A 24482-nucleotide genomic window follows, 5' to 3' on the forward strand; every position below is an offset into this window, starting at 1 on the left:
CTGTTGGCGCGGGGAGGAGGAGGGCAGAGTGTCCCGTATGGGACACATGGTGCAGGTCAAGGGTGGCGAGATCTGGGCGGACGACTCGGGGGGTGACGGGCTGCCGGTGGTGTTGTTGCATCCCGGGGTCGGGGACGCGCGGGTGTGGGATCCGGTTGTCCCGGACCTAGTGGAGCTCCATCGGGTGATTCGGTACGACGCCCGGGGGTTCGGGCGGTCCCCGAACCCCACGGCCTCCTACACGCAGGCTGAGGACCTGCGTGCCGTCCTCGACCACTTCGACGTGCGGCGTGCGGTGCTGGTCGGGACGAGCATGGGCGGGGCGACGGCGGTCAACGGCGCGCTGAACGAGCCCGGCCGCGTCGCCGGGCTCGTGCTGCTCGTGCCGGGGGTGACCGGGTATCCGGATCTGGAGTCACCGGAACTTACCGCGCAGATCGGCGAGTTGGCGCAGGCCGGGGACATGGACGGGCTCGTCGAGCTCTCCCTGCGTACCTGGGGTGCGGCGGGTACGCCCCCGGACACCGAGGCCGAGACGCTGCTGCGGGGCGCGATCCCGGCCTGGTTCACGACGTACGGCCACCAGGCCGAGGATCCGCCCGCCTTCCCGCGCCTCGGTGAGCTGTCCCTGCCCTGCAGCCTGCTCCTCGGCGAGAAGGACTACCCGCGGACCGTCAGCTGCAACGAGGCGATGGCCGCCGCGATCCCCGGCTGCCGCCTGGTACGACTGCCGGACTGCGACCACTTCCCCACCTTGCGGGCGCCGGGGACCGTACAGGAGCTGGTGTCGGAGGTGTACACGCAGGTGGCCTGACGATCAGCCGTCCAGATCGACCCGTACCGTCAGCAGATGGGTCCCCAGCGCCCTGACCGCGACGCTGTTGAACCGGGGCAGGGAGCGCAGCCGCGCCACCGGGTCGTCGTCCGGCAGCAGTTGTGCCGTGCCGGTGTGCCACCGCCCCCTGATCCGCACCCGCACCCGCGGATCGGCCTTGATGTTGCGGACGTACTGCGACTTCTCGCCGAACTCCGAGACCAGCCAGAACGCGTCACCGACCCGGCGGCCGCCCACGGGTGTCTGCCGGGGCAGGCCGGAGGTGCGGCCCGTGGTCTCCAGGACGGTCTGGAGGGGGAGGCGGCGGAGGATCGGATTGCCGACGTGGCGCTGGAAACCGGTGGCGGCGCGGAACCTGAGCTCGGTGAGGCGGGACATGCCGGTGAGTCTCCTGTCTTGTGCTGGGTGTCAGGGCACCGGGGTCGAACTGTTGCTTCAATGGTCCCCGACGCGGGCATGACGAGAGCGGGTGGCTGCGGATGCGGGTCGTGACGTGGAACCTTTGGTGGCGCTTCGGGCCCTGGGAGGCCCGGCAGAAGGCCATCCTCGCCGAGCTGCGCGATCTGCGCCCCGACATCGTGGGCCTGCAGGAGGTGTGGGCCGCCGACGGCGAGAACCAGGCCGAGTGGCTGGCCGCCGAACTCGGCATGCACTGGGCCTGGGCCCCCTCACCCGCCCCCGAACGCTGGCGCCGGCGGATCGGCGACCCCACGGTCGACATCGGCCTCGCCGTACTGAGCCGCTGGCCGGTCACCGACCGGCGCACCCTGCGCCTGCCCGCCCCCTCCGACGTCGACGACGGCCGCCTCGCCCTCTTCACCCGGCTGGCCACCCCCTCCTACGACATCCCTTTCTTCACCACCCACCTCACCTCCGCCCTGCACGGCTCGGCCGTACGCTGCCGCCAGGTCACCGCGCTCGCCGAGTTCGTCGGCGAGAACCGGGTCGACACGCCCTTCCCGACCGTCGTCACCGGCGACTTCAACGCCTGGCCGGACTCAGACGAGATCCGCCTCTTCGGCGGCTACCGCACCGCGCCGGTCGTCCCCGGGCAGGTCTTCTTCGACGCCTGGCAGTACGCCGAGCCGGACGCCCCCTCGGTCACCTGGGACCGTGCGAACCCGTATGTCGCGGCCGGCCTGGAACCGGGCGTACGGATCGACTACATCCACGTGGGGCCGCCCGGGACGGGCGGACTGGGGCATGTGCGGGACGTACGGCGGGCGGGGGACGGGCCGGTCGACGGCGTCTGGCCCTCCGACCACGCCGCGGTGGTCGCCGACCTGGGGGACGGGCCGACGCCTTGACGGCCGGGCGGCCGGCCGACCAGGCGGGGCCCTGCTCGACGCGGGGGAGGAGGCGAACGTACGGGTGATCGCCGCGCGACCCGTCCCGCGCGGCCCCGCCCCTCACCCGCCGGTCGACTGGGCTCCCTGCCGCTGCGCCTCACCCCGTGACGTCTGCGGCACGGACCGGCTCTTCCGTCGCTACGAACGCCCCAGGAAGATCGGGTTCGTGAACGCCGCCAGCGCCCCGGGCAACGGCCCCACCGCCGCCTCGTGCCGCAACTCGGCCCGTACATACGCCGCGTACGAGGGCGTCGTACGCCACTCCACGACCCCCGAGCCCGCCACCGGCAGCGGTGCGCTGGTGAACAGCACGCCTTGGTCGGTGACGAAGCGGACCGTGCAGCGGGGTGCGCCGGTGACCTCCAGGCGGACCGTCACCGGGGTGTCCCGGTCGGCCTCCAACCGCCCGCCGATGCCCGCCTGTCGGCCCCGGCCGCCCGAGGCCGTGAAGGTGAGGGAGACGTTCTTGGACTCGGCGATGTACGAGCGGCCCGCCCGGATGCCCTCCTGGATCGCCTCACGCGTGAGGTCGTCGGCGAGGACGACGGTCTGGGGGGAGCCGACCGGGTCGGGGCTGCGGTGGGCGTCGCTGTTGCCCATCGCCGGGATCCAGTCGCGGCCGTTCTCGCGCACCGACGCCACCAGCATGCTGTCCCAGTCGGCCAGCGACACCTCGTCGTCCGGCGTGTACGGCCCGTTCCAGACCTCGATCGCGTCCGCCTCGCCGAAGCCGAACTTCCAGTTGCAGCCGACGCAGGTGGCGTGCGGGTGGGCCGGGACGACCAGGCCGCCCGCCCTGCGGACCTGCCGGGCGAACCTGCCGAAGCGGTTGTCCCGCGCCCGGTAGCGCCAGTCGATGAACGTGCCCGGCTCGACGCCCAGCGCCACCACGTGGCCGTTGCGGGTCGTGATCTCCTCGCCCAGCATCACGAGCAGGTCGTCGCCCGCCACGTCGGCCCAGTGCGCGTGCGCGGAGTGCGTGTTGTGCTCGGAGCTGTTGATGAAGTCCAGGCCGGCCTCGCGCGCGAGGGCCGCGATCTCCGCCGGGGTGCGGCGGCCGTCCGAGTACCAGGAGTGCAGGTGGCAGTCGCCCCGGTACCAGGCGCGGCCCCGCCCCTTGGCCCGCTCCGGCGGATACGTCGGCTCGACGAACTCGCCCTGCTCGCCGTAGGTCAGCGTGATCGTGATCTCGTAGGTGAGGCCCTGCGGGGCCACCGTGTAGGGGCCGAGGGCGATCTGCCAGGTGCCCTCCTCGACCGGGCCGGGGATGTAGCCCGGCGTGGCGTCGTCGGCGCGGATGAAGAACTCCGTGCGCGCACCGCCCGACCAGCCCCGGAAGCCCTTGCCGCCGAGCTCGGTGCCGCGCTGGTCGAAGATGCCGATGTCGAGGCCGTTGCCCTGGGTGCCGGCGGGGACGGACGGGCGGTCGTAGGTGTAGGAGACCTTGATCTCCCGGACGCCGTCGGGGACTTCGAGGGGGACGTACACGAAGTCGGGCGAGCCGGGCGGCAGAGTCCCGCGCACCGTGCGGGTCTCGGCGTCGTGCATGTCGTCCGCCCCTCTCGCGAAGCTCACGCTTCCCAACGTAAGCGCGGCCGCGGCGCCCGTCACGAACAGGGCCCGTCTTCCGAGTCTTGCGTCGTCATCACACATGCCCGTGAGCGTTCCCCGTGGGTGTGAACTCGTAAGGAAGGGAAGGAAATCAGAGAGCATCGAGCAAGGGGGAGGCACTGTGGCGAGTGGGGTTTCGGACAGATTCCGGTACGTGCTCACGCACACCGTCGTCATACGGCACACCGGCGACGGGCGCACACTGACGAAGACCTCGGCCAACTCGGAGCCGAGCGGCCTGGACCGGCTCGCCGACCGGCCGAGCGAGGAGGCCGTGAGCTGCGACCACTGCGCGGCGCGGCTGCGGGTGACGCTCCGGTCCGCGGCCGACGTGGAGCGCAGGCGGCGTCCGTACCGGCCGTTGTGGAAGGTGTCGGCCCTGCTGGCCGTCCTGAGCGGCTGGGGCCTCGTCGAAGTGGTCCGCGGCGGTGACGGGCTGGGCGGCGGGGAGTTCCTGGCCATGGCCGGTGCCGCCGTCGCCACCGTCCTGTTCGTCTGGGGCACCCTGTGGAGCCTGCTGCTCACCCGCAGCTTCGACACCCCCGAGGTCGCCCGCCCCGACGGCCCCGAACCGGCGGGTGTCCGGCACGGCTGGGGATCGGTGCCGAGGGTCGGGACGGAGCGCAGCGCCTGAACGGGTTCGGGCCCGGGTCTGTGCCGACCGGTCGGTATCGACTTCCGACCTCCGGGCCGGTACAGATGGGACATGCGCATCTCCGTCACGATCTTCCTCACCGACGAGACCATCACCCCGATCCGGCTCGCCCGTGAGCTGGAGCAGCGCGGGTTCGCCGGGCTGTACCTGCCCGAGCACACCCACATCCCCGTCGAGCGGACCACCCCGTACCCGGCCGGCGGCGACCTGCCGCCCGAGTACGGCCGCACCCTCGACCCCTTCGTCGCCCTCGGCCAGGCGGCGGCCGTGACCGAGCGGCTCGGGCTGGGCACCGGCATCACGCTGGTCGCCCAGCACGACCCGATCGACCTGGCCAAGCAGATCGCGACCCTGGACCACCTGTCCGGCGGGCGGTTCACCCTCGGCCTCGGCTTCGGCTGGAACGTCGAGGAGGCCGCCGACCACGGCGTCGACTGGGCCACCCGCCGCGAACTCGTCCGGGACCGGATGGCCCTGATGCGGGCCCTGTGGGCGGACGAACCCACCGCGCACGAGGGCGAGTTCGGTGCCGTACGCGCCAGTTTCGCCTATCCCAAACCGGTACAGAAGCCGCGCACGCCCAAGGTCAACGGCCCCCGCACGCTCATCGGCGGAGCCGCCGGCCCGAAGCTCTTCCAGCACATCAGCGAGTACGCCGACGGATGGCTCCCCATCGGCGGCCGAGGATTGTCCGAAACCCTCCCCCGCCTGCGCACCGTCTGGTCCGACGCCGGTCGCGACCCGAACGCCCTCCAGGTGGTGCCGTACGCCGTGTACCCGAACCCCGGCAAGCTCGCGCACTACGCGGAGTTGGGGATCGAGGAGGTCGTGGTCCAGTTGCCCCCGGCGGGAGAGGCGGAGGTTCTACGGGTGTTGGACGAGTACGCCGAGCACTTGTAACCGAGCGGCAACCCCCTAGGGGCGCGGGGCTGTGCCGATATGCGGCTCCGCCGCGTGGGCGCGACCAGCCACAACGAGCCCGCACCCGGCAACGCACCGCCACCTCCCAGGGCCACCCCCGGCCCCGCTGAACCGGCGGAGCCCGACCGTATGCTCGAAGGATGACGACCTCCGCGACTTCCGGAACCGGCCCCACCGACCGCCCCGGCGGCACCGGCCCGACCGAGAACTCCATGCGTCGCGCCCTCAAACGCGCCCGGGCCGGCGTCACACTCGACGTCTCCGAGGCCGCCGTGCTGCTCCAGGCCCGCGGCGAGGCACTCGACGACCTCGCCGCGTCCGCCGGCCGGGTGCGTGACGCGGGCCTCGAAGCCGCCGGCCGGCCCGGCGTCATCACGTACTCGAAGAGCGTCTTCATCCCCCTCACCCGGCTGTGCCGGGACAAGTGCCACTACTGCACCTTCGTCACCGTGCCCGGCAAGCTGCGCCGTGCCGGGCACGGGATGTTCATGTCGCCGGACGAGGTCCTCGACATCGCCCGCAAGGGCGCCGCCCTCGGCTGCAAGGAAGCCCTCATCACCCTCGGCGACAAGCCCGAGGACCGCTGGCCTCAGGCGCGCGAGTGGCTCGACGCGCACGGCTACGACGACACCATCGCCTACGTCCGCGCCATCTCCATCCGCATCCTGGAGGAGACGGGGCTTCTCCCGCACCTCAACCCGGGCGTCATGTCCTGGACCGACTTCCAGCGACTGAAGCCCGTCGCCCCGTCGATGGGCATGATGCTGGAGACGACGGCCACCCGTCTGTGGTCCGAGCCCGGCGGCCCGCACTACGGCTCCCCGGACAAGGAACCCGCCGTCCGCCTGCGCGTCCTGGAGGACGCCGGCCGTTCCTCGGTCCCCTTCACGTCCGGGATCCTGATCGGCATCGGCGAGACGTACGAGGAGCGGGCGGAGTCCCTCTTCGCGCTGCGCCGCGTCTCCCGGTCCTACCACGGCATCCAGGAACTGATCATCCAGAACTTCCGCGCCAAGCCGGACACCGCGATGCGCGGCATGCCGGACGCGGAACTCGACGAACTGGTCGCCACGGTGGCGGTGGCCAGGCTCATCATGGGCCCGTCCGCCTGCCTCCAGGCCCCGCCGAACCTGGTCGACTCCGAGTACGAGCGGCTCATCCGCGCCGGTATCGACGACTGGGGCGGGGTGTCGCCGCTCACCATCGACCACGTCAACCCCGAGCGGCCGTGGCCGCAGATCGAGGAGCTGGCCGAACGGTCGGCCGCCGTCGGCTTCGAGCTGCGGGAACGTCTCTGCGTGTACCCGGAGTTCGTCCAGCGCGGCGAGCCCTGGCTGGACCCGCGGCTGCGACCGCACGTCCGCGCGCTCGCCGACCCGCAGACGGGCCTGGCCCTGGCGGACGCGACCGTCGAGGGCCACCCGTGGCAGGAGCCGGAGGAGGCCTTCGAGGCGTCCGGCCGTACCGACCTGCACCGCACCATCGACACCGAGGGCCGTACGTCCGACCGCCGCGACGACTTCGACGAGGTGTACGGCGACTGGGGCGCCCTGCGCGAGGCCGCAGCGCCCGGCATGGTGCCGCAGCGCATCGACACCGACGTCCGCCAGGCACTGCGCGTCGCCGCCGACGACCCGACCCGTCTGACCGACGACGAGGCGCTGGCGCTGCTGCACGCGGACGGGCCGGCGCTGGACGCGCTGTGCGCGGTGGCGGACGACGTCCGCAAGTCGGCGGTCGGCGACGACGTCACGTACATCGTCACCCGGAACATCAACTTCACCAACGTCTGCTACACGGGCTGCCGTTTCTGCGCCTTCGCGCAGCGCAGGACGGACGCGGACGCCTACACCCTCTCCCTGGACCAGGTCGCCGACCGCGCCCAGCAGGCCTGGGACGTGGGCGCTGTCGAGGTCTGCATGCAGGGCGGCATCCACCCCGACCTGCCCGGGACGGCGTACTTCGACATCGCGAAGGCGGTGAAGGACCGCGTCCCCGGCATGCACGTCCACGCCTTCTCACCCATGGAGGTCGTGAACGGCGCGACCCGCACCGGTCTGTCCATCCGCGAGTGGCTGACAGCGGCGAAGGAAGCGGGCCTGGACTCGATCCCCGGGACCGCCGCCGAGATCCTCGACGACGAGGTCCGCTGGGTCCTGACCAAGGGCAAGCTGCCGACGGCGACGTGGATCGAGGTGATCACCACGGCGCACGAGGTCGGCCTCCGCTCGTCGTCGACGATGATGTACGGCCACGTCGACCAGCCCCGCCACTGGCTCGGCCATCTGCGCACCCTGGCCGGCATCCAGCAACGCACGGGCGGCTTCACGGAGTTCGTGACCCTGCCGTTCATCCACACCAACGCGCCGGTCTACCTGGCGGGCATCGCCCGCCCCGGCCCGACGACCCGCGACAACCGTGCCGTGACGGCCATGGCCCGCCTCCTCCTGCACCCCCACATCCCCAACATCCAGACCAGCTGGGTGAAGCTGGGCTCGGAGGGCGCGGCCGAGATGCTCCGCTCCGGCGCCAACGACCTGGGCGGCACGCTGATGGAGGAGACGATCTCGCGGATGGCGGGTTCGTCGTACGGCTCCTACAAGTCGGTACGCGACCTGGTGGCCGTCGCCGAGGCCGCCGGCCGCCCGGCCAGGCCCCGCACGACGCTGTACGGCGAGGTGTCGCAGGAACGGCAGCGGGCGGCGACGGCCTCGGACGGGCATCTGCCCGAGTTGTTGCCGGTGCTGGACTGAGGAAGACCCTCCGGCGGAGGTCGGTACGATGATCCGACCCCGCTGGAGGGGTTCCGTAGCGTTCCAGAACGTTCCAGAGCGTTCCATTGCTTTCCGTAGCCGAGGAGATGCGTGCCCGTGCCTGCTTCCAAGGTCTGGGTGACCGGTCTGACGGTGGGCGCGATAGCCGCCGTCGGCGTCCTCGCCGTACAGGCCGAGAAGGGGCCGCATCCGACGGCCGCGGCGGCCCGGCCGAGCGCGTCGGCGTCGGCGGGCCCGAGCCCCGCCCCGACGAAGTCCGCAGGCCCCGCCGTCGTGCCGGACGACTCGGGCACAGGACGGCGGATCGTCTACTCCCTCGGCCAGAAGCGGGTCTGGCTGGTCGACGCGAGCGACGCGGCCCGCCGTACGTTCGCCGTCTGGCCCGGCACGGTGAGCCCGGACCCCGGCAGCTACACGGTGTCGTCCCGCAACGAGGCCACCACCGGCTCGGACGGTGTGGAGATCGAGAACATCATCTACTTCGCCGCGAAGTCCGGCCTCTCCATCGCCTTCTCCAACGCCGTGGACGGCTCCTCGCCGCCGCCCGCCGAGGGCAAGCAGACCGGCGGGGTGCGGATGCGCGCGGCCGACGGCGCGGCGTTGTGGACGTTCGGGGAGACGGGTACGACGGTCGTCGTGGTCAAGTAGGAGTCGTAGGAGTCCGCTGCATCCTTCGATGTAGGGCGGGTTCGGCTGTGCTCATGACGTTTCGGGCCGATGCCGCCGAGACGATGAATGCATGACGCACACGGATACGACGGACGCGACGATCCCGCAAGCATCGGAGTCCGCGGCGCCCACCGGACGACGACTCCCCCTCCTCGACATACTGCGCGGGGCGGCCATTCTGGGCACGCTCATGACGAACGTATGGATCTTCACCGGGCCGGGCGCGGAGTGGGGAGCCTTGCAGTCCGGGTCGCTCGACGGAGCCGTCGAGGGCGTCTTCAGCGTGCTGGCGAACGGGAAGTTCCTGTCGCTGCTGACGATCCTGTTCGGGGTCGGGCTGGCCATCCAGTACCGCTCGGCGGAGCGGCGCGGGCAGCCGTGGCCCGGACGCTACCGGTGGCGGGCGCTGTTCCTGTTCGGCGAGGGCACGGTGCACTTCGTGCTGGTCTTCGCCTGGGACGTACTGATGGGGTACGCGGTCACCGCACTGCTCGTCGCCTGGCTGCTGACCCGCTCCGAGCGGGCGCAGCGGAGGGTGATGTGGTGGGCGGCCGGAGTGCATCTGACGGTGATCGGCCTGCTGACGGCGGCGCTGACCCTGGCCGACAACGGCGGCGAGGGAACCGTCTCCAAGGAGGTCGCCGACCTGTACGCACACGGCAGCTACCCGGACCAGATCGCCTTCCGTCTGGAGAACGCGATCGCCCTGCGCATGGAACCGGTGCTGACCTTCTTCCTCCTGCTCTTCCTCTTCCTGCTGGGCGTACGGTTGTTCCGGGCCGGGGCGTTCGGCGCGGACGAGACGGGCCGCCGGCTGCGCTCCCGCCTGCTGGTGTGGGGACTCGGCCTCGGGCTCCCGCTCAACGTCGCGGCGGTACTGGGCGGCCCCGACCTGGTCCTGCTGGCCCGGTACGGCACCGCCCCGCTGCTGGCCCTCGGGTACATCGGGCTGATCGGCGCCGTGGTGGACCGCGTCCGGCGGCCGGGCCCGCTGATGACGGGCCTGACCTCCGTCGGCCGGACCGCCCTGTCCGGCTACGTCCTGCAGAACGTGCTGTGCGTGCTGATCTCGTACGGCATCGGGCTGGGCCTCGCGGAGCGGCTCGGCGACACGGGCCCGTGGTGGCCGTGGTGGGTGGTGGGACTGTGGGTCACGGTCTGCGCGGTGCTCATGGTGGGCTCCACGCTGTGGCTGCGGAGGTTCTCGGCAGGGCCCCTGGAGTCGGTCCAGAAATGGGCCCTGCGTCACTGATCCGCGTCAGGCGTCGGCCTGCTGCCGTCCCTGCCCGAAGGGCAGGTGGTTGACGATCAGCACGATCCCGCTGAACAGGAACACCCTGGTCGCCGCGTCGAGCCCGTTCCAGTCCCCGGACTGCCACATCGAGAACCACTCCCCGCCGATCGCGATGAACCCGCCGCCGAAGAGCAGCATCAGCATCAGCAGGCCGTAGGTGGAGAAGCGGCGGGCGCGGGCGTCGTCGCGGCGGAACCAGAGCCAGGTGCCGTATATGAGCACGAGGGCGGCGACGGTCTCCCAGACGATGATCGCGACGTACGCCGTGTTCTGAAGTCCCTTGCTGGTGATGGCTCTCCACATCAGGTCGTCGTCCTTGAACGTGGTGTCCATCGCCAGGACATGCTGCACGAACTGCTGGTTCGTCCCGAAGTCGGTGATGTTCCCGAAGGCGACGAGGGTGATGTAGAGGGCGACGGTCGCGGTGAGGAGGGTGGCCGCGAGGTGGAGGGCGGTGCGTGGGGGTGTCGTAGGCATGGTGGTCATCTTTCCCGGCGGACGGCTCCCTCTCATAGCCATTGAGCCAGAATGAGCGGTGGTGTGGGAGAGCCGAGCGGGAGGACCCGGACGTGGCGCAGACGCGGCCGTCGATGCAGCAGCTGATCGGCAGGCGTCGCCGTGCCGGATTCGTGGGCCGAGGTGCTGAACGGGCCGCGTTCCGCGCCAACTTCGACATACCGCTGGAGGACGAGAGGCACCGGTTCCTCTTCCATGTGCACGGCAACGCGGGCGTGGGCAAGACCTTCCTGCTACGGGAGCTTGAGCAAGTCGCCCGGGAACACGGTGCGTTGACCGCGTATGTCGATGACCACGCGGGGAGCGTGCCGGAGGTCCTGGAAGTTATCTCCCGTCAGTTCGCCCTGCAGGGCCGACGGTTCAAGGACCTGGAACGGCTGCTGACCGCGTACCGGGAGCGCTGGCACGAGGCGGAACTGGCCGCTGCCGCCGCGCCCTCGACGGAGGCGCCGGCCCCGTCGGCGGGCAGTATGGCGGTGGCGCGGGCCGGACTGGCGGGGCTGGGGATGGTGCCGGGGATCGGGGCCGTTGCCGGCGCTCTGGATCCGGCTCAACTCGCCCAGGGCGCTGACCGGTTGAGGTCAGGAATCGGGGCGCGCTTCCGTAGCCACGAGGACGCACAGCTCGTGCTCGCCCCCGAGAGCGTGCTCACTCCGGTGCTGCTGGACGAGCTCTCCCAGGCCGCGTCCGCCGCACCGTGGATCGTCCTGTTCTTCGACACGTACGAGCGGACCGGCCGCTTCCTCGACGGCTGGCTGCACACCGTGATGACCACGGAGCGGTACGGCGCGGTGCCCGCCACGCTCGTCGTGGTGACGTCCGGTCAGCTCCCCTTCGACTCCGCCCGCTGGGGCGGCTTCGGCGACTTCATGACCGACCTGCCGCTGCAGCCGTTCACCGAGCCGGAGGCGCGGGACCTGCTCGCGGGCAAGGGGGTGCTCGCCGAACCGGTCGTCTCGGAGGTGCTGCGCCTCACCGGCGGGCTGCCGGTGCTCGTGTCGACGCTCGCGGAGAGCCGCCCCGCCGACCCGGCCGACGTGGGGGATCCCAGTGCCACGGCCGTGGAGCGGTTCCTGAGGTGGGAGGCGGATCCGGTACGGCGGTCGGTCGCGTTGGAGTGCGCGCTGCCGAGGCGGTTGGACGCGGATGTGTTCCGGGCGGTCGTCGCGCCCCCGGACGCCGAACTGGACGGACTGTACGCGTGGTTGCGAGGCCTGCCGTTCGTCAGCGAACGCGGCGGCCGGATCCGGTACCACGACGTCGTACGGTCGCCGATGCTGCGGTTGCAGCGGCAGCAGGCGCCCAGGACCTGGGTGGCCCGGCAGCGGGCGCTCGCCTTGGTGTTCCGGGAGTGGCGGACCGAGGCCGAAGCCGGGCGCGGCGCCGAGGAGCTGTGGGCGGACGAAGGCTGGCGGGAGCTACGGCTGGCGGAGCTGTACCACCTGCTGTGCGCGGGGGAGCGGTCGGCGCTGGCGAGCGTGCTGGGGGATGCCGTCGTCGCCTGCGAGCAGGGCGAGTCCGTCGCCGAGCGGTGGGTGTGGGTCCTGGTGGAGGCGGGGTGGGACGCCGAGACGCGGGTGCTGGCCGAGTGGGGGCGGCGGCTGGGGGAGGCGCTCGGGGGCGGCGGGACGGCGGCTGTCCTCGACCTGTTGCTGCTGGAAGCGGGGATCGAGAGTGGTTCAGAGGAGCCGTTGATGGCTGACACCGTGTCGGTCCTCGACCGCGCCATGCCGACCAGCGACTCGGCGGCCTACGTGCAGGGCGCACCGCCCGGCGCTCAGCCCCCTCAGGCACAGCCCCGTCCGGGGCTCCCGGAGCAGCCTCGCGTCGGCGCGTGGCCCGGGGCTCCGTGGGACGAAGTGGCGTTCGCGTCCGGCTGGGACGTCCGGCTCGGCCGCGCCGTGCTCGCACGCGCCCACCGCGGTCGGGCCATCGCCCACGACCTCGCCGGCGACCAGCGCGCGGCCGTCGCCGCTCTGAACCAAGCCCTGGCACTGACCCCCGACGACCCCCACAGCCTCGCCCTGCGCGGCGAGTACCACCGCGTACTGGAGGCCCACGACAAGGCGCTCCGCGACCTGGACCGGGCGCTCGCGCTGAACCCCGCCGACGCCTTCGCCGCGGCCTCCCGGGGCGCCACCCGGCTCAGCCGCCACGAGCTCGACGACGCGCTCACGGACCTGGACCGGGCGGTGGCGCTCAAGCCGGACTACCCCTGGGCGCTGGTCCGCCGGGCCCGTGTTCACCGCACCCTCGGCGACGCCGTACGGCAGCTCGCCGACCTCGACCGGGCCGTGGCCCTGGACCCCGACTGGGCCTGGGTCCGCTGCGTGCGCGGCGACGCCCTCCGCGTCGCCGGGCGCGACGAGGAGGCCCTCGCCGACTACGACCACGCGCTCGCCCTGGAGCCCGGATACGGCTCCGCCCGAGCGAGCCGGGGGGCCTCGCTGGCCAGCCTCGGCCGCTACGAGGAGGCTCTCGCCGAGCTGGACCGGGTCCTGGAGCAGCGGCCGACGTATGCCTGGGCATTGCTGCGACGGGCCGAGGTGCGCCGGCACCTCGGCGACGACGACGGGGCCGCGCAGGACGAGGCGCGGGCGGCCGGCGTCAGCGGGGCAGGGAGCAGCCCTTGACGAACGCTGTCCAGGAATCGTCCGTGAAGGCGAGCCGTGCGCCGTCCTTGTCCTTGGAGTCGCGGACGTGGACGGTGGGGTGAGCCGGGGATATGGCGACCTCGACGCACTCGGGGCCGTCATTGCCGCTGTAGCTGCTCTTGAACCACACCAGCGTGGACGTCATGTTTCCTCTCCCAGGATTTTCTCGATGAAGGACACAGACTCCCGTGGTGGGAGGGCCTGCGACCGGATCATTCCATAGCGCATTTCCAGGATCTGCACTTCCCGGGGGTCGCTGATCACTCGGCTGTACAACTGGCCCTCCGTGTGCCCCAGTGTCTTGCCGTTCCGGAGTTTCAGCACCTGGATCGAGCCCATCATGCCCGCGTGATCCTCGCGGTCCATCGGCATCACCTGGATCGAGACATGCCGCAACTTGCTCATCTCCAGCAAGTGTTCGAGCTGTTGTCGCTGCACCATTCTGCCCCCGATCGGACGCCGTAGCGTCGCCTCTTCCTGGACGAACGTGATCTCCGGCCGAGGCTCCCGCTCGAATACGACCTTCCTCGCCACGCGAGCGGCCACGAGGCGGTCGATCTCCTCCTCCGAATAGGCAGGCCGCCGCATCTCGTACAACGCCTGTGTGTACTCCGGCGTCTGCAGAAGGCCATGGACATGGAGGGCGGCGTAGGCCCCGAGCTCTACCGCCTCGTTCTCCAGCTTCTTCAGATCCCGCACCTTCTTCGGATACCCGGCCTCCTCCACATCCTCCTTGAACGCGGAGATCTTCCCGCCCGCCCCGAGCACGTCATCGGAGTTGTCCAGGAAGTCGGGCTTCGGTGCCCTACGGCCCCGCTCCACCGACGAGACCATCTCCCCGCTGTACCCGATCGCCGCCCCGAGTTCCGGCTGCTTCATCCCGGCGGCCTCGCGCCACAGCTTGATCTGCCTGCCGACCGACTTGAGCATGGCCGTGGCTTCCTCGTCCTCCACCGCTGTCCCTCCCGATGTGCGAGCCGTACGCCCCCGAGGCGCATCCGGACAGCCACGCTCCGTACCGGGGTCGTTGCTGTTCAGCGTAGGAACGACTGGCCACGCTGGGTGACATGAGCCAGAAATCCGTCTCCCAAGTCACCCTCTCCACGCACCTCTTCACGGTTCAGTTGTCCGCAACTCGAAGAGGTGCTCGACTCGCTCGCCTGCTCACCGAACGCCAACTGGCGGACTGGGGCGAGCACTTCGAGGGGGCGGAACAGGTCGTGGCCGAGCTGGCGTCGAACGCGGTTCTCCACGGCCGAGTCCCGGGACGGGACTTCCGGTTGAGGCTGATGCTGCACTCCGACGGCGTCCTCCGCATCGAGGTCACCGACGCCCGAGGTGACCGGATCCCGCAGGTCCGGGACGCGGTGGGCGGTGACGCGGAGTCCGGGCGAGGTCTGCTGATCGTGGCGGCGTATGCGCACCGCTGGGGCGTCGATGAGGCCCCGGCGAGCTGCAAGACGGTGTGGGCCGAACTCGGACCGGGTCGCGGGGCGTCGTGACCCGGCGGCTCCCGACGCAAGAACCAAAGAACCGGGAAAAGAACCAACCCACCCTCACCGCCCCCTGTCGATCACCCGCAGGAGTGAACATCGCCAACTCGGCTGGCGTGGAGGGGAGTCGATGGTGCAGCGTCAGCCTGGACGAAAACCGCACACATGAATCGGCCCCCGCCGGGACTGGCATCCCAATGCGAGGGCCTAACACCAGGAAGAAAGCACCTTCCCGATGACTGAACAGCACCCTAGCGCGCCCGAGCGCGCGAAGTCCGGCCATCCCGCCGGAGGCGTCGAGCACGTCAACGAACCCCACCACGACAACTTCGTCGTGGTCGGAAACCACCTCGCCCAGCACCCCGACCTGTCCCTGACGGCGATCGGCCTGGCGGTCCACATCCAGTCGTTGCCCGCGAAGACCCCGATCGGGATCAAGACGCTGACGGCGAAGTTCCCCGAAGGGGAGATCCGGATCGCCGCCGCCCTGCGGGAGCTGGAGGCGCACGGGTATCTCGCACGCCGCAAGGAGCGTCTTCAATCGGGCCGAGTCATGACCCGGACGATCTCGTACAACAAGCCGGGGCGCGCGGTCGTCCGAGCGGCCGCGAAGCCCTCCGCGCCGTGCCCGGCACCGCCGTCCCGCCCGGAGGCGCCGGCCGCGCCCCGCGCCGCCATCGACCTCCTCGTCGGTCTGCGCGCCTACGACTCCCGCCTGCTGCTGGCCGAACGGGACGTACACCGCCTGGCGCCGGCCGTCTCCGCCTGGTTGGAGAGGGGCGTTCCGCCCACGGCCGTGCAGCGGACCCTGACGAACGGCCTGCCCAAGGATCCGATCCAGAACCCGGCGGCGTTCCTCACCCACCGCCTGGAAGCGCTGCTCCCACCACCCCTCCCGTCCCCGGCCCGCCCTCCGACACTCACCCGCCCGGAGCCCCTTCAGACCTGCGACGGCTGCGAACGCGCATTCCGCGCGCCGGGACCGGGCCGATGCCGCGACTGCCGTACGTCCCGCAGCGCGGCGTAGAGAACCGGGAGCGAGCCCCTGTGACAAGCGCCGCGCACGCACCGCGCCACGGACTCCGCCGGTACCGTACGAGAACCGAGCCACCCGCACCGGAGGTCACCGTGAGCGCCCAGACCGACGGCCCGGACGGACCGCTGATCCCCATGCCCGAGCTGACCCCGAACGCGTTGCGGGCCGCCGTCGCGCGCATCGCGCCGAGCCGGATCCCCGCCCTCACGCAACACCTCTTCGAGGCCACGACGAACGCCCAGCAGACGCAGAGCCTCGCCCCGCTGCGGGCCTTCGTGCACTCCTGGGCCGTGGTCGTGGCGGTCGAACGGCATCCGGAACGCCGCGCGACTGTGTGAGCTGGAGCGGATCGTGGACGCGGGGGAGCAGGACCCGGCGGAGGCCATCGCCGAGATCCGCGCAATCCGAGAGTCCGCTGAGGCAGAGGCGGGGCTGTGACGGAGTGGGCGTGGGACTAGACGATAACTGACCACTCCTGCCTACTTCGGTCACACCTCGCATACCGATTCACCCCCTGAACCGATCGTCCCCGGTCGATTACAGTGACGAACGGTCGTACGGGCTGTCATGCGGGCGGACGCTGGTCACGGGGAGGTCTTGGTGAGTGCGACAGTCGGCGCCGTCTGGGGCCGCACCGAGCAGCAGGACTTCCGTAGCCGGGTGCGTGGAACGCTGCTCGGGGTGGCCGTCGGGGATGCCCTCGGTGCGCCGGTGGACGGGCTTGCGCTGGAGGAGATCCAGGAGCAGTACGGCGCCGAGGGCCTGGTCGATCTCGGGTTCGGGTACGGGCGGCGCGGTGCCGTGAGTCACCTCACGCAGCTCACGCTCTTCTCCGTGGACGGGTTGATAAGAGCCCAGGTCAGACGGGACACCGGCGCCTGGCATCCGCCGACCGACGTGCACCGGGCGTATCTGCGCTGGGCCGCCACCCAGCGCGACTGGGGACCCGACGAGCGCCGTAAGGACGACGGATGGCTGGCGCGCGAGGAGTGGCTGTACGCCCGCCGCGACCCGACGCGCGGCCTGCTGATCGGCCTCGGTGACGAGACCATGGGCACGCTGGAATCGCCCAAGAACCCCGCCGAGCTCGGGCCCGAGGCCGTCGCCCGGTCCGCGCCCTTCGGGCTGCTCGTCGGCTGGGAACCGCAGCTCGTCGTCCAGCTCGCCGTGGAGTGCGCGACCCAGACCCACGGCCACCCCGTCGCCTACCTGTCGGCGGGCGCGTACGCCGTGATCGTGCACGGTCTGGCCTGCGGGGAGAGCCTCGACGGGGCCGTGCAGCGGGCGCGCGCCCTGCTCGCCCTGCGGCCCGGGCACGAGCCCGTGTCGGACGCGCTGCAGCACGCGCTGGGCGCCGTACGGCAGGGCATGCCCACCCCGGCGCGGGTGGAGGAGCTCGCGGCCGACGGCTCGGCGGACGGGCTGCTCGCGGCCGCCGTGTACTGCGCCCTGGTCGGCGAGGACGTCCGCCACGGCCTGTGCCTCGCCGTGAACCACGACGGCCCCTCCGCCGCCGCGGGCGCCCTCACCGGCGGCCTGCTCGGCGCGCTGCACGGCGAGACGGCCCTGCCCCCGGCCTGGCTGGCCGAACTGGAGGGCCGCCCCACGATCCTCGAACTCGCCGACGACTTCGCCATGGAGATGACCCAGGGGCCCGCTCTGCACGGGCCGGGGGGTTCGTCTCCGGGGTGGCTGGCCAGATATCCGCGGGCTTAGGGGGACGGTGGGGGCGATGGGGAACAAGATCGTACGGGCCGGCATATGGATCGTGCTGTCTGTCGTGGCTCTCGGCTTGGGAGTGGCGATGGCCTTCGAGATCCGCGGAGCGCTGGAGCGGGAGCGGGAGTTCCGCGCCGCGCCGACGTGCGCCTCCGTCCCGGTGAAGGCGTCGGGGTGTCTGTGGGAGCAGGACTTCACCGTGCGGAAGGCCGATCTGAACCGCGGTAGGAGGAACGGGGGGCCGGAGGCGGAGCTGCTGCTGCCGACCGGCAAACCGTGGGGAGTGACGTTCCGGGACACGGATCCGGTGGTGTCGGAGATGGCGCCGGGCGAGAAGGTCGTCGGTCTGATCTGGCACGGGCGGGTCATCGAGGTCCGGGACGCCGACGGGCGGCGGCAGCAGACCTCGTCCGGGCCCGTGGGGTGGCCCGAGGACCGCCTCGGCGGCGCGCTCGCCTGTATCTCGTTCGGCCTGATCGCCCTGGCCGGATCGGTGTGGCGGTTCTTCGCACGCGGCAACCGGCGGCGCGCGAAGGCGGCGACCGTGGTGCGGTGGCACGGCGTCGGGATCGGGGCGGCAGCCATCGTGGCGCTCTGGGCGCAGTCGGCCAACGACTGGCCGATGTGGGCGATCCCGGCGCTCTGGGGGCCGCTCGCGCTGCTCCTCCTGGCGTGCATGGTGGCTTTCGTCATCGCCGCCCTGCGCGGCGACCTGGACGACGACGCACCGTCCGAGCCGCTCGTGGCCCAGCCCTGAACCCGTTCGCCGGTGTGGGCGTCGTCCCTGGCCGACGCCCACACCAGCATCAAAGGTCACACAGGCACGGCAGGGTCAGTCCTTCGCGCGCGTGCCCACCGCGTCCTCCACGCCGTCCGTCGGCGCGGAATCCGGCACCGCGGCCGCCGCGGCCCCGTCCCCGTCCGTGTTGATGCGCTCGACGATCGCGAGCCGCTCCGGGGTGTCCTCCGGCTTGATGAAGCCGATGAGGATGTACAGGATCAGCGAGACCGCCAGCGGGATGGAGACCTGGTACTGGAGCGGCACCCCGCCCTCGATGTTCCAGCTGATCGGGTAGTTGACCAGCCAGAAGGCGAGCAGGCCCATCGACCAGCTGGTGAGCGCGGCCGTGGGGCCGGAGCGGCGGAACGGCCGTAGCAGGCCCAGCATCATCGGGATCGCCATCGGGCCCATCAGACCGGCGACCCATTTGATGACGACGGTGATGATGTCCTTGAAGGTGGGGGAGTTGACCTGTGTCGCCGCCGCCATGGACAGCCCGAGGAAGACGACGGTCGTGATCCGGGCGACCCGCAGCCCCTGCCCCTCGCTCCAGGCCCGCGCCCGGCGCCAGATCACCGGCGCGACGTCCCGGGTGAACACCGCGGCGATGGCGTTGGCGTCGGAGGAGCACATGGCCATGGTGTGCGAGAAGAAGCCGACGATGACGAGGCCCAACAGCCCGTGCGGCAGCAGCTGTTCGGTCATCAGGCCGTACGAGTCCGAGCCGTCCGCCTTCTGCGACTCGACCAGCAGCGGCGACATCCACATGGGGAAGAAGAGGACCACGGGCCAGACCAGCCACAGGATCGCCGACAGCCGCGCCGAGCGCTCGGCCTCGTACGGAGTGGCCGTGGCCATGTACCGCTGGGCCTGGTTGAGCATGCCGCCGTTGTACTCGAAGAGCTTGATGAAGAGGAAGGCGAGGAGGAAGACCGTCCCGTACGGGCCGACGAGCGGCTCACCGTGGCCCTGGAGCTCCGGCCGGTCCCAGGCGTCGAGGAAGCCGATGCCCTTGTCGTTGAGTTCCATGATGACCGCGATGAACATCGCGACGCCGGCCAGCAACTGGATGACGAACTGGCCGAGTTCGGTCAGCGCGTCCGCCCACAGGCCGCCGATGGTGCAGTAGACGGCCGTGATGGTGCCGGTGATGAGGATGCCCTGGTTGAGGGACACACCCGTGAACACCGACAGCAGGGTGGCGATCGCGGCCCACTTCGCGCCCACGTCCACGATCTTCAGCAGCATGCCGGACCAGGCCAGCGCCTGCTGGGTCTTCAGGTCGTAACGGTTCTTCAGGTACTCCAGCGGGGAGGCCACATGCAGCCGTGAGCGCAGCCGGTTGATGCGCGGCGCGAACAGCTTCGACCCGATGGCGATGCCGAGCGCGATGGGGAAGGACCAGGTGACGAAGGACGTGACGCCGTAGGTGTAGGCGATGCCCGCGTATCCGGTGAACATCACCGCGCTGTATCCGGACATGTGATGCGAGATCCCGGACAGCCACCACGGCATCTTGCCGCCCGCGGTGAAGAAGTCACTGACGTTGTCCACCCGCTTGTGCGACCAGACGCCGATAGCCACCATCACGCCGAAATAGCCGATGAGCACGGCCCAGTCGAGACCGTTCATATGCGCCCTCCCAGGGGTCAGCCCGGCGCTCATCCTGGGCGCTGTCGCGTGAACACGACAAGTGAGCGTAAGGTCAAGGGAAGGTAAAAGTGTTCGGCATGAGGGTCCGAGTTCATCTATGTGAACTCATCGCATCAGCTCCCCCGCGTTGACCAGCAACGACTGCCCCGTCACGGAGCGTGCCCTGTCCGACGTCAGGAACACCGCCGCGTCGGCCACATCCCCGTCCGTGGCGAGATCGGGCAGCGCCATCCGTTCGGTCAGCCGTTTGAGTACGTCGGCCTCGGGCACGCCCTCCGTCTGCGCCGTGAACTGGACGTACGCCTGCACCGGCGGCCCCCACATCCAGCCCGGCAGGACGGTGTTCACCCGGATCCGGTGCGGGCCCAACTCCCGGGCCAGCGAGTACATCGCGCTCGTCAGCGCCCCCTTCGACGCCGCGTACGCCGCCTGCCGCACCTGCGAAGGGGCGGCGACCGAGGACTGCGTCCCGATGAAGATGACCGAGCCCCCGCGCTCCTTGAGAGCCGGCAGACAGGCCCGTGTCATCCGCAGCGACCCCAGCAGGTTCACGTCGATCACCGACTGCCAGGTGGTGAAGTCGGCGTCCTGAAGCCCGCCGAAGTAGCTGTCCCAGGCGGCCACATGGACGACCGCGTCGATCCGCCCGAACCGCTCCCGCGCGAGCGCCGCCAGCGCCTCGCACTGCGTCTCGTCGGTGATGTCGGTCGCCCGGTACGCCGTGTGCGCCCCGTCCGGATCGATCTCGGCCGCGCTCTTGGCGAGGTTGGCCTCCGTGCGCGCCCCGAGGACCGCGTTCCCGCCGTCGCGCACCACCGTGGCGGCGACCTGGTGACCTAGCCCCGCGCCCACCCCCGACACGACGACGGTCTTGCCCGCGAGCAGTGCCATTCCGCTGCCTCCCGACTCTGGACGCAATATCTGACGGGCCGTCAGAGTATGGGGGACCGCAGGAAAGGGGAACCGCATGAGCGAGGACACCCGCAGCGAGACGTACGCCGAACTGGCCGCCGTCGGCCCGTACGGAGTCCGCCCCGGCCACGCCCTGATCACCATGGTCGAACCGCACCCGGGCCATGAGTACGCCTACAACCGCTGGTACGAGGACGACCACTACTACGCCGGCGCGATGGCGATGCCCTGGATGTACTCGGGCCGACGCTGGGTGGCGACGCGGGATCTCCAACTCCTGCGCTACCCCGAGAAGTCGGCGATAGCCCAGCCGGTCACGGCGGGCTGCTATCTCTCGACCTACTGGATCACCGCCGGCCGCTACGACGACCACATGCGCTGGACGGTCGCCATCAACAAGCGCCTCAACCGCGATGCCCGCGTCTACCAGGACCGCACCCACGTCTTCACGGCCTTCCAGGACCACGAGACGACGGTGTACCGCGACGGCGCGGCGGGCCCCCGCGACTTCCACGCGCTGGACCACCCCTACGCGGGCCTGGTGGTCGAGGTCATCGACGCCGACTCCCCGGAACAGCGGGCCGAGTTGCTGGAGTGGCTGCGCACCCGCCATCTCCCGAGGCGTCTGGCGGGCTCCCCGGCCGCCATGGTGACGATCTTCCGCCCCACACCTCTCCCCCTGGACCGTATGTCGTACGTGAAGCAGGTCGAGGGCACGGACACCCGCCTCACGCTCCTGTGGTTCCTGGAGGCCGGCCCGAGGGAGTGCTGGGAGGGGCACTTCGGCGACCTGGAGGCGGCCGTCGGCGAATCGAAGCTGGGGCGGGTGGAGTTGATGGCGCCGTTCGTCCCGACGGTGCCGGGGACGGACCGGTACGTCGCCGAGCTGCGCTGAGTGCGCGCGGGCATGGCAGAGCCCCCTCGGCAAGGACGGCGGGCTGGTCGAGAGGGCTCTACCTGTGGTGCTTGTGCAGTTGTCGTGCGTGAAGTCGGTTGAGGATGAGGGTCAGACGGATCCGCCCCTTACACCTTCACCGACGCCACAAAGGTGTTCCACGCGTTTGCGGGGAACGCCAGGATCGGGCCCTCGGGAACCTTGGAGTCCCGCACCGCCATGGCCGCCGTGACCGGTGACTTGACCTCGACGCACGCGCCGTTTCCTGTGGAGTACGAGGACTTGGTCCACGTGTCCGTGGAACCCTGACGAATTGCCATGTTTGCTCCGAATTGCAGATGTTGAGTTGCTGTCATCGCCTCACGCGTCCGGACCGGGACCCGCAGGGCGATTCACGCCAACGTTGTTGCTCGGTGGCGTGATCGACGCTACTCGCCAACATCGGCTGACGAAGCGACTATTCACTCGGCTGGGTGGCATATTCCAGTGGAGTCTTCCGTCCCGGCCGGGGGACGTGTACCGTGCGGCATTTCTCCGGCCGAGACGGGCTGTTCAGCGCGCGTACTCCTTCGCGATGTCCGCGATGAACTGGCGTGACTGCTCCACGTTCAGGGCCTGCGCCCGCAGGTGCTCGTACATCACGCTGTACTTCTGGACGTCGTTCGCCTTCTCCAGGTAGAGGTCGCTCGTGACGCCCTCGATGTAGACGACGCTGGAGTCGGCCGCGTCCGGGAACTCCAGGATCGCGTACTGGCCGTTGAGGCCCGGGTGGGCGCCCATGTCGAAGGGGATCACCTGCACGGTGACGTGCGGCAGCTGGGACTGCTCGACGAGTTGCTCCAACTGGTCGCGCATGAGGGAGCGGTTGCCGACGACCCGGCGCAGGGCGGCCTCGTCCAGGACGGTCCACAGGCGCAGCGGGTTCTCCTCGGTGGAGATTCGTTCCTGTCGCCGCATCCGCACCTGGACCCGCTTCTCGACCTCGGCGGACGCCGTCTCGGGCAACGCCCCGGCGATCAGGGCCTCCGCGTACTGCTTGGTCTGCAGGAGCCCCGGGACGACCTGAGGGTCGTACACGCGCAGGCTCGCGGCATCGGTCTCCAACCCGATGTAGACGCTGTACGGAATGTCGCCGAAGGAGTGCCACCAGCCCTGCTGGCGCGAGTCCTTGGCCATCTGCATCAGCGAATCCACGATCCGGTGGTCCTCCACCTCGTAGACCCCGCACAGATCGCGGACGTCGCGCTGGCTGATGCTGCGCCGTCCGTTCTCCAACCGGCTGATCTTCGACTGCGACACCAGCAGCCGTTCGGCCACCTCTTCGGCCGTCATGCCCTTGAGCTCGCGGAGCCGGCGCAACTCCTGGCCCAGCCGGCGTCGCCTGACGGTGGGATTGACATTGGACGCCACGGGACGTGCACCTCCGGCTGCGTGCCTGCGATTACCACTTTGCGTATCTGCTGTTGAGCAGACTGCCACCAAGGTGCTTACTACCGCTGGGAAACGGTGGATATGCGCTGGATACCCGCCAGTTCGCGAACGCCCCCGGCACATGCGGCCGCGCGGGGCGGCGGGACCGGTGACAACGTCCATGCACCGTCCGGATGCATGGACGTACGGTCCCGCCACCCCGCGCGGACCAGCGGCTCCCGAACCGGGTCTTTGGGGACTGCGGTGCGGCGCAGGTGTGCGAGATGGAGCTTGTCGTGCCTGTGGTGCCTGTTGCGCCTGTGGTGCCTGGTCGAGCAAAGGGCAAACGGTGAACGGCTGCGGTGGTGCGGTCGTGGAACTGCGGCTCAGTGGGCCACGACGCGCGCCATGGATCCGCGGCGCGGCTGCACCGGAACGCCACGGGCGGGTTCCGCTGCGGCCCTGCCTCCGGGGGCGGCCTGACGGCCGGCCGGGGCCGGGCTGCGGCGCGGCTGTGCGGCCACGCCGTTCTGGACGTCCATCACCGCGTGAGCGACGAGACCGCCCATGGGGTCATGCCTGATCAGATCCCGCAACCGAGAACGAGAGGATCGCCCCTCGTTTCCCGGATAAAGATGCTTGCCGAGGCCGACCGCGTGTGCCAGTGCGGCGAGCGCCGCGGTCCGCGGGTCCGGCGGTACGCCGGTGCGGATCGCCGAATCCAGCCGGGCCCTGATCTCCCGGCTGATCTCGTTGTCGGTCGCCTGATAGCGAGTCGTCGGCAACACCCCGCACATCTGACCGGCCACGGCATGCACCATGCCGCACCGCTCCAGATGCGAGAGATAGGTCTGGCGCAGCCCCAGCCGGGGTCCGCCAATCCAGTTCACTGCCCGCACGGGAGCGCCACGCCTTCGCAGCAACTCCAACGCACAGTCCAATGTTGGATCTCCAGTCGGCCGTGGGGCTACCACGGCGATACGATCCCCGTCTGGGGCTATCCGTCCGGCCAGCGCCAGCTCCACTAGCTGCGCTCCGGCCAGACCGAGGTCGAGCGACTGCGGCTGTGCGGTGGTGCCCGTGGTCGGGTCCAACGCCAGCAGCAGAAGCTCCTCCGGAATTGTTCTGCGGCTCCTGCCCATCCATGCCTCCCCGCGTGGATGAAAGACAGGGTGACCCCTCTCACATTGGTCTGTCGAGGGTGCGTGACCTGTTTGTGAGGGAACCGGTAGGTATGTCGTTCTCGTCTACCGGTGGAGCAGAGGGCTGCGCACAGGACACTGGTACATGGTTCGGACAGCGGCA

General features: G+C 70.6%; 24 protein-coding genes. 14 read left to right on the forward strand and 10 right to left on the reverse strand.

Annotated features, from left to right (window positions below; all coding sequences use genetic code 11):
• Positions 1-37 precede the first annotated feature (37 nt).
• Positions 38-814: an alpha/beta fold hydrolase gene (locus BLU79_RS06200; protein WP_093904580.1), complete on the forward strand. Its 777-nt coding sequence runs from the start codon at positions 38-40 to the stop codon at positions 812-814.
• Positions 815-817: 3 nt separating this feature from the next.
• On the opposite strand, the gene BLU79_RS06205 is transcribed toward BLU79_RS06200, so the two are convergent.
• Entirely contained in the window at positions 818-1213 is a 396-nt protein-coding gene (locus tag BLU79_RS06205) for a nitroreductase/quinone reductase family protein (protein ID WP_093904581.1), read from the reverse strand.
• Positions 1214-1314: 101 nt separating this feature from the next.
• Between BLU79_RS06205 and BLU79_RS06210 the strand changes: the two genes are divergently transcribed.
• Positions 1315-2142, forward strand: a complete 828-nt coding sequence (locus BLU79_RS06210; protein WP_093904582.1) for an endonuclease/exonuclease/phosphatase family protein — start codon at positions 1315-1317, stop codon at positions 2140-2142.
• Between the two features lie 180 nt (positions 2143-2322).
• Here the strand turns inward: BLU79_RS06210 and BLU79_RS06215 are convergent, their stop codons facing one another.
• On the reverse strand, positions 2323-3837 hold the full coding sequence (locus BLU79_RS06215; RefSeq protein WP_093904583.1) for a CehA/McbA family metallohydrolase: 1515 nt from the start codon (positions 3835-3837) through the stop codon (positions 2323-2325).
• A 112-nt stretch (positions 3838-3949) separates the two neighbouring features.
• Between BLU79_RS06215 and BLU79_RS06220 the strand changes: the two genes are divergently transcribed.
• The 5 genes from BLU79_RS06220 (at position 3950) to BLU79_RS06240 (ending at position 10066) form a co-directional block, all read left to right on the forward strand.
• Positions 3950-4429, forward strand: a complete 480-nt coding sequence (locus BLU79_RS06220; RefSeq protein WP_143052459.1) for a hypothetical protein — start codon at positions 3950-3952, stop codon at positions 4427-4429.
• 72 nt (positions 4430-4501) lie between these two features.
• Entirely contained in the window at positions 4502-5350 is an 849-nt protein-coding gene (locus tag BLU79_RS06225) for an LLM class F420-dependent oxidoreductase (protein ID WP_093904585.1), read from the forward strand.
• A 161-nt stretch (positions 5351-5511) separates the two neighbouring features.
• Positions 5512-8124 carry a bifunctional FO biosynthesis protein CofGH gene (locus BLU79_RS06230; RefSeq protein WP_093904586.1) on the forward strand — a complete coding sequence of 871 codons (2613 nt, stop codon included), beginning with the start codon at positions 5512-5514 and terminating at the stop codon, positions 8122-8124.
• 117 nt (positions 8125-8241) lie between these two features.
• Positions 8242-8793, forward strand: a complete 552-nt coding sequence (locus BLU79_RS06235) for a hypothetical protein (RefSeq protein ID WP_093904587.1) — start codon at positions 8242-8244, stop codon at positions 8791-8793.
• A gap of 91 nt (positions 8794-8884) precedes the next feature.
• Positions 8885-10066, forward strand: a complete 1182-nt coding sequence (locus tag BLU79_RS06240; protein ID WP_093904588.1) for a DUF418 domain-containing protein — start codon at positions 8885-8887, stop codon at positions 10064-10066.
• A 6-nt stretch (positions 10067-10072) separates the two neighbouring features.
• On the opposite strand, the gene BLU79_RS06245 is transcribed toward BLU79_RS06240, so the two are convergent.
• A complete protein-coding gene (locus BLU79_RS06245; RefSeq protein WP_093904907.1) occupies positions 10073-10585 on the reverse strand; it encodes a DUF2165 domain-containing protein in 513 nt (170 codons plus the stop codon).
• A 92-nt stretch (positions 10586-10677) separates the two neighbouring features.
• On the opposite strand from BLU79_RS06245, the gene BLU79_RS06250 reads away from it, so the two are divergent.
• On the forward strand, positions 10678-13257 hold the full coding sequence (locus BLU79_RS06250) for a tetratricopeptide repeat protein (protein ID WP_371131814.1): 2580 nt from the start codon (positions 10678-10680) through the stop codon (positions 13255-13257).
• Here the strand turns inward: BLU79_RS06250 and BLU79_RS06255 are convergent.
• Together BLU79_RS06255 and BLU79_RS06260 are read right to left on the reverse strand one after the other, a co-directional pair.
• Positions 13232-13423: a DUF397 domain-containing protein gene (locus BLU79_RS06255; protein ID WP_093904589.1), complete on the reverse strand. Its 192-nt coding sequence runs from the start codon at positions 13421-13423 to the stop codon at positions 13232-13234. The genes BLU79_RS06250 and BLU79_RS06255 overlap by 26 nt on opposite strands.
• Positions 13420-14232, reverse strand: a complete 813-nt coding sequence (locus tag BLU79_RS06260) for a helix-turn-helix domain-containing protein (protein ID WP_093904590.1) — start codon at positions 14230-14232, stop codon at positions 13420-13422. Before BLU79_RS06260 ends, BLU79_RS06255 begins: the two co-directional genes overlap by 4 nt.
• A gap of 113 nt (positions 14233-14345) precedes the next feature.
• Here BLU79_RS06260 and BLU79_RS06265 point away from each other — a divergent pair, with 113 nt between their 5' ends.
• From BLU79_RS06265 to BLU79_RS06285, 5 genes are all read left to right on the forward strand, one after another.
• Positions 14346-14780, forward strand: a complete 435-nt coding sequence (locus BLU79_RS06265; protein WP_093904591.1) for an ATP-binding protein — start codon at positions 14346-14348, stop codon at positions 14778-14780.
• Between the two features lie 226 nt (positions 14781-15006).
• The gene (locus BLU79_RS06270; RefSeq protein WP_177000888.1) at positions 15007-15798 is read left to right on the forward strand and encodes a helix-turn-helix domain-containing protein; all 792 of its coding nucleotides are present in this window, start codon (positions 15007-15009) and stop codon (positions 15796-15798) included.
• Between the two features lie 101 nt (positions 15799-15899).
• Positions 15900-16145: a hypothetical protein gene (locus BLU79_RS06275; protein ID WP_256333171.1), complete on the forward strand. Its 246-nt coding sequence runs from the start codon at positions 15900-15902 to the stop codon at positions 16143-16145.
• A gap of 262 nt (positions 16146-16407) precedes the next feature.
• Positions 16408-17523, forward strand: coding sequence for an ADP-ribosylglycohydrolase family protein (locus BLU79_RS06280; protein WP_093904592.1), 1116 nt, complete (start codon positions 16408-16410; stop codon positions 17521-17523).
• 16 nt (positions 17524-17539) lie between these two features.
• Positions 17540-18283, forward strand: a complete 744-nt coding sequence (locus tag BLU79_RS06285) for a hypothetical protein (protein WP_093904593.1) — start codon at positions 17540-17542, stop codon at positions 18281-18283.
• 75 nt (positions 18284-18358) lie between these two features.
• Here BLU79_RS06285 and BLU79_RS06290 read toward each other — a convergent pair whose 3' ends face one another.
• Together BLU79_RS06290 and BLU79_RS06295 are read right to left on the reverse strand one after the other, a co-directional pair.
• A complete protein-coding gene (locus BLU79_RS06290) occupies positions 18359-19939 on the reverse strand; it encodes a sodium:solute symporter family protein (protein ID WP_093904594.1) in 1581 nt (526 codons plus the stop codon).
• 126 nt (positions 19940-20065) lie between these two features.
• Positions 20066-20851 (reverse strand): SDR family oxidoreductase, encoded by a 786-nt coding sequence (locus tag BLU79_RS06295; RefSeq protein WP_093904595.1) that lies wholly within the window; start codon positions 20849-20851, stop codon positions 20066-20068.
• Positions 20852-20927: 76 nt separating this feature from the next.
• On the opposite strand from BLU79_RS06295, the gene BLU79_RS06300 reads away from it, so the two are divergent.
• Entirely contained in the window at positions 20928-21767 is an 840-nt protein-coding gene (locus tag BLU79_RS06300; protein ID WP_093904596.1) for a hypothetical protein, read from the forward strand.
• Positions 21768-21895: 128 nt separating this feature from the next.
• Here BLU79_RS06300 and BLU79_RS06305 read toward each other — a convergent pair whose 3' ends face one another.
• The 3 genes from BLU79_RS06305 to BLU79_RS06315 form a co-directional block, all read right to left on the reverse strand.
• Positions 21896-22087 carry a DUF397 domain-containing protein gene (locus BLU79_RS06305; protein ID WP_093904597.1) on the reverse strand — a complete coding sequence of 64 codons (192 nt, stop codon included), beginning with the start codon at positions 22085-22087 and terminating at the stop codon, positions 21896-21898.
• A gap of 232 nt (positions 22088-22319) precedes the next feature.
• Positions 22320-23177: a helix-turn-helix domain-containing protein gene (locus tag BLU79_RS06310; RefSeq protein WP_093904598.1), complete on the reverse strand. Its 858-nt coding sequence runs from the start codon at positions 23175-23177 to the stop codon at positions 22320-22322.
• Positions 23178-23563: 386 nt separating this feature from the next.
• Complete coding sequence (locus BLU79_RS06315; protein WP_093904599.1) at positions 23564-24319, reverse strand: GOLPH3/VPS74 family protein; 756 nt, start codon at positions 24317-24319, stop codon at positions 23564-23566.
• Between the last annotated feature and the right edge of the window lie 163 nt (positions 24320-24482).

This window comes from Streptomyces sp. cf386 (genome assembly GCF_900103585.1).
Lineage (GTDB): Bacteria > Actinomycetota > Actinomycetes > Streptomycetales > Streptomycetaceae > Streptomyces.

Coding starts and splice junctions, on each gene's coding strand:
- BLU79_RS06300 (WP_093904596.1), top strand. CDS start 20,928: ATGAGCGAGGACACCCGCAGCGAGACGTACGCCGAACTGGCCGCCGTC.
- BLU79_RS06205 (WP_093904581.1), bottom strand. CDS start 1,213: ATGTCCCGCCTCACCGAGCTCAGGTTCCGCGCCGCCACCGGTTTCCAG.
- BLU79_RS06225 (WP_093904585.1), top strand. CDS start 4,502: ATGCGCATCTCCGTCACGATCTTCCTCACCGACGAGACCATCACCCCG.
- BLU79_RS06255 (WP_093904589.1), bottom strand. CDS start 13,423: ATGACGTCCACGCTGGTGTGGTTCAAGAGCAGCTACAGCGGCAATGAC.
- BLU79_RS06200 (WP_093904580.1), top strand. CDS start 38: ATGGGACACATGGTGCAGGTCAAGGGTGGCGAGATCTGGGCGGACGAC.
- BLU79_RS06295 (WP_093904595.1), bottom strand. CDS start 20,851: ATGGCACTGCTCGCGGGCAAGACCGTCGTCGTGTCGGGGGTGGGCGCG.
- BLU79_RS06290 (WP_093904594.1), bottom strand. CDS start 19,939: ATGAACGGTCTCGACTGGGCCGTGCTCATCGGCTATTTCGGCGTGATG.
- BLU79_RS06315 (WP_093904599.1), bottom strand. CDS start 24,319: ATGGGCAGGAGCCGCAGAACAATTCCGGAGGAGCTTCTGCTGCTGGCG.
- BLU79_RS06240 (WP_093904588.1), top strand. CDS start 8,885: ATGACGCACACGGATACGACGGACGCGACGATCCCGCAAGCATCGGAG.
- BLU79_RS06230 (WP_093904586.1), top strand. CDS start 5,512: ATGACGACCTCCGCGACTTCCGGAACCGGCCCCACCGACCGCCCCGGC.
- BLU79_RS06285 (WP_093904593.1), top strand. CDS start 17,540: ATGGGGAACAAGATCGTACGGGCCGGCATATGGATCGTGCTGTCTGTC.
- BLU79_RS06210 (WP_093904582.1), top strand. CDS start 1,315: ATGCGGGTCGTGACGTGGAACCTTTGGTGGCGCTTCGGGCCCTGGGAG.
- BLU79_RS06245 (WP_093904907.1), bottom strand. CDS start 10,585: ATGCCTACGACACCCCCACGCACCGCCCTCCACCTCGCGGCCACCCTC.
- BLU79_RS06215 (WP_093904583.1), bottom strand. CDS start 3,837: ATGTGTGATGACGACGCAAGACTCGGAAGACGGGCCCTGTTCGTGACG.
- BLU79_RS06270 (WP_177000888.1), top strand. CDS start 15,007: ATGACTGAACAGCACCCTAGCGCGCCCGAGCGCGCGAAGTCCGGCCAT.
- BLU79_RS06265 (WP_093904591.1), top strand. CDS start 14,346: ATGAGCCAGAAATCCGTCTCCCAAGTCACCCTCTCCACGCACCTCTTC.
- BLU79_RS06305 (WP_093904597.1), bottom strand. CDS start 22,087: ATGGCAATTCGTCAGGGTTCCACGGACACGTGGACCAAGTCCTCGTAC.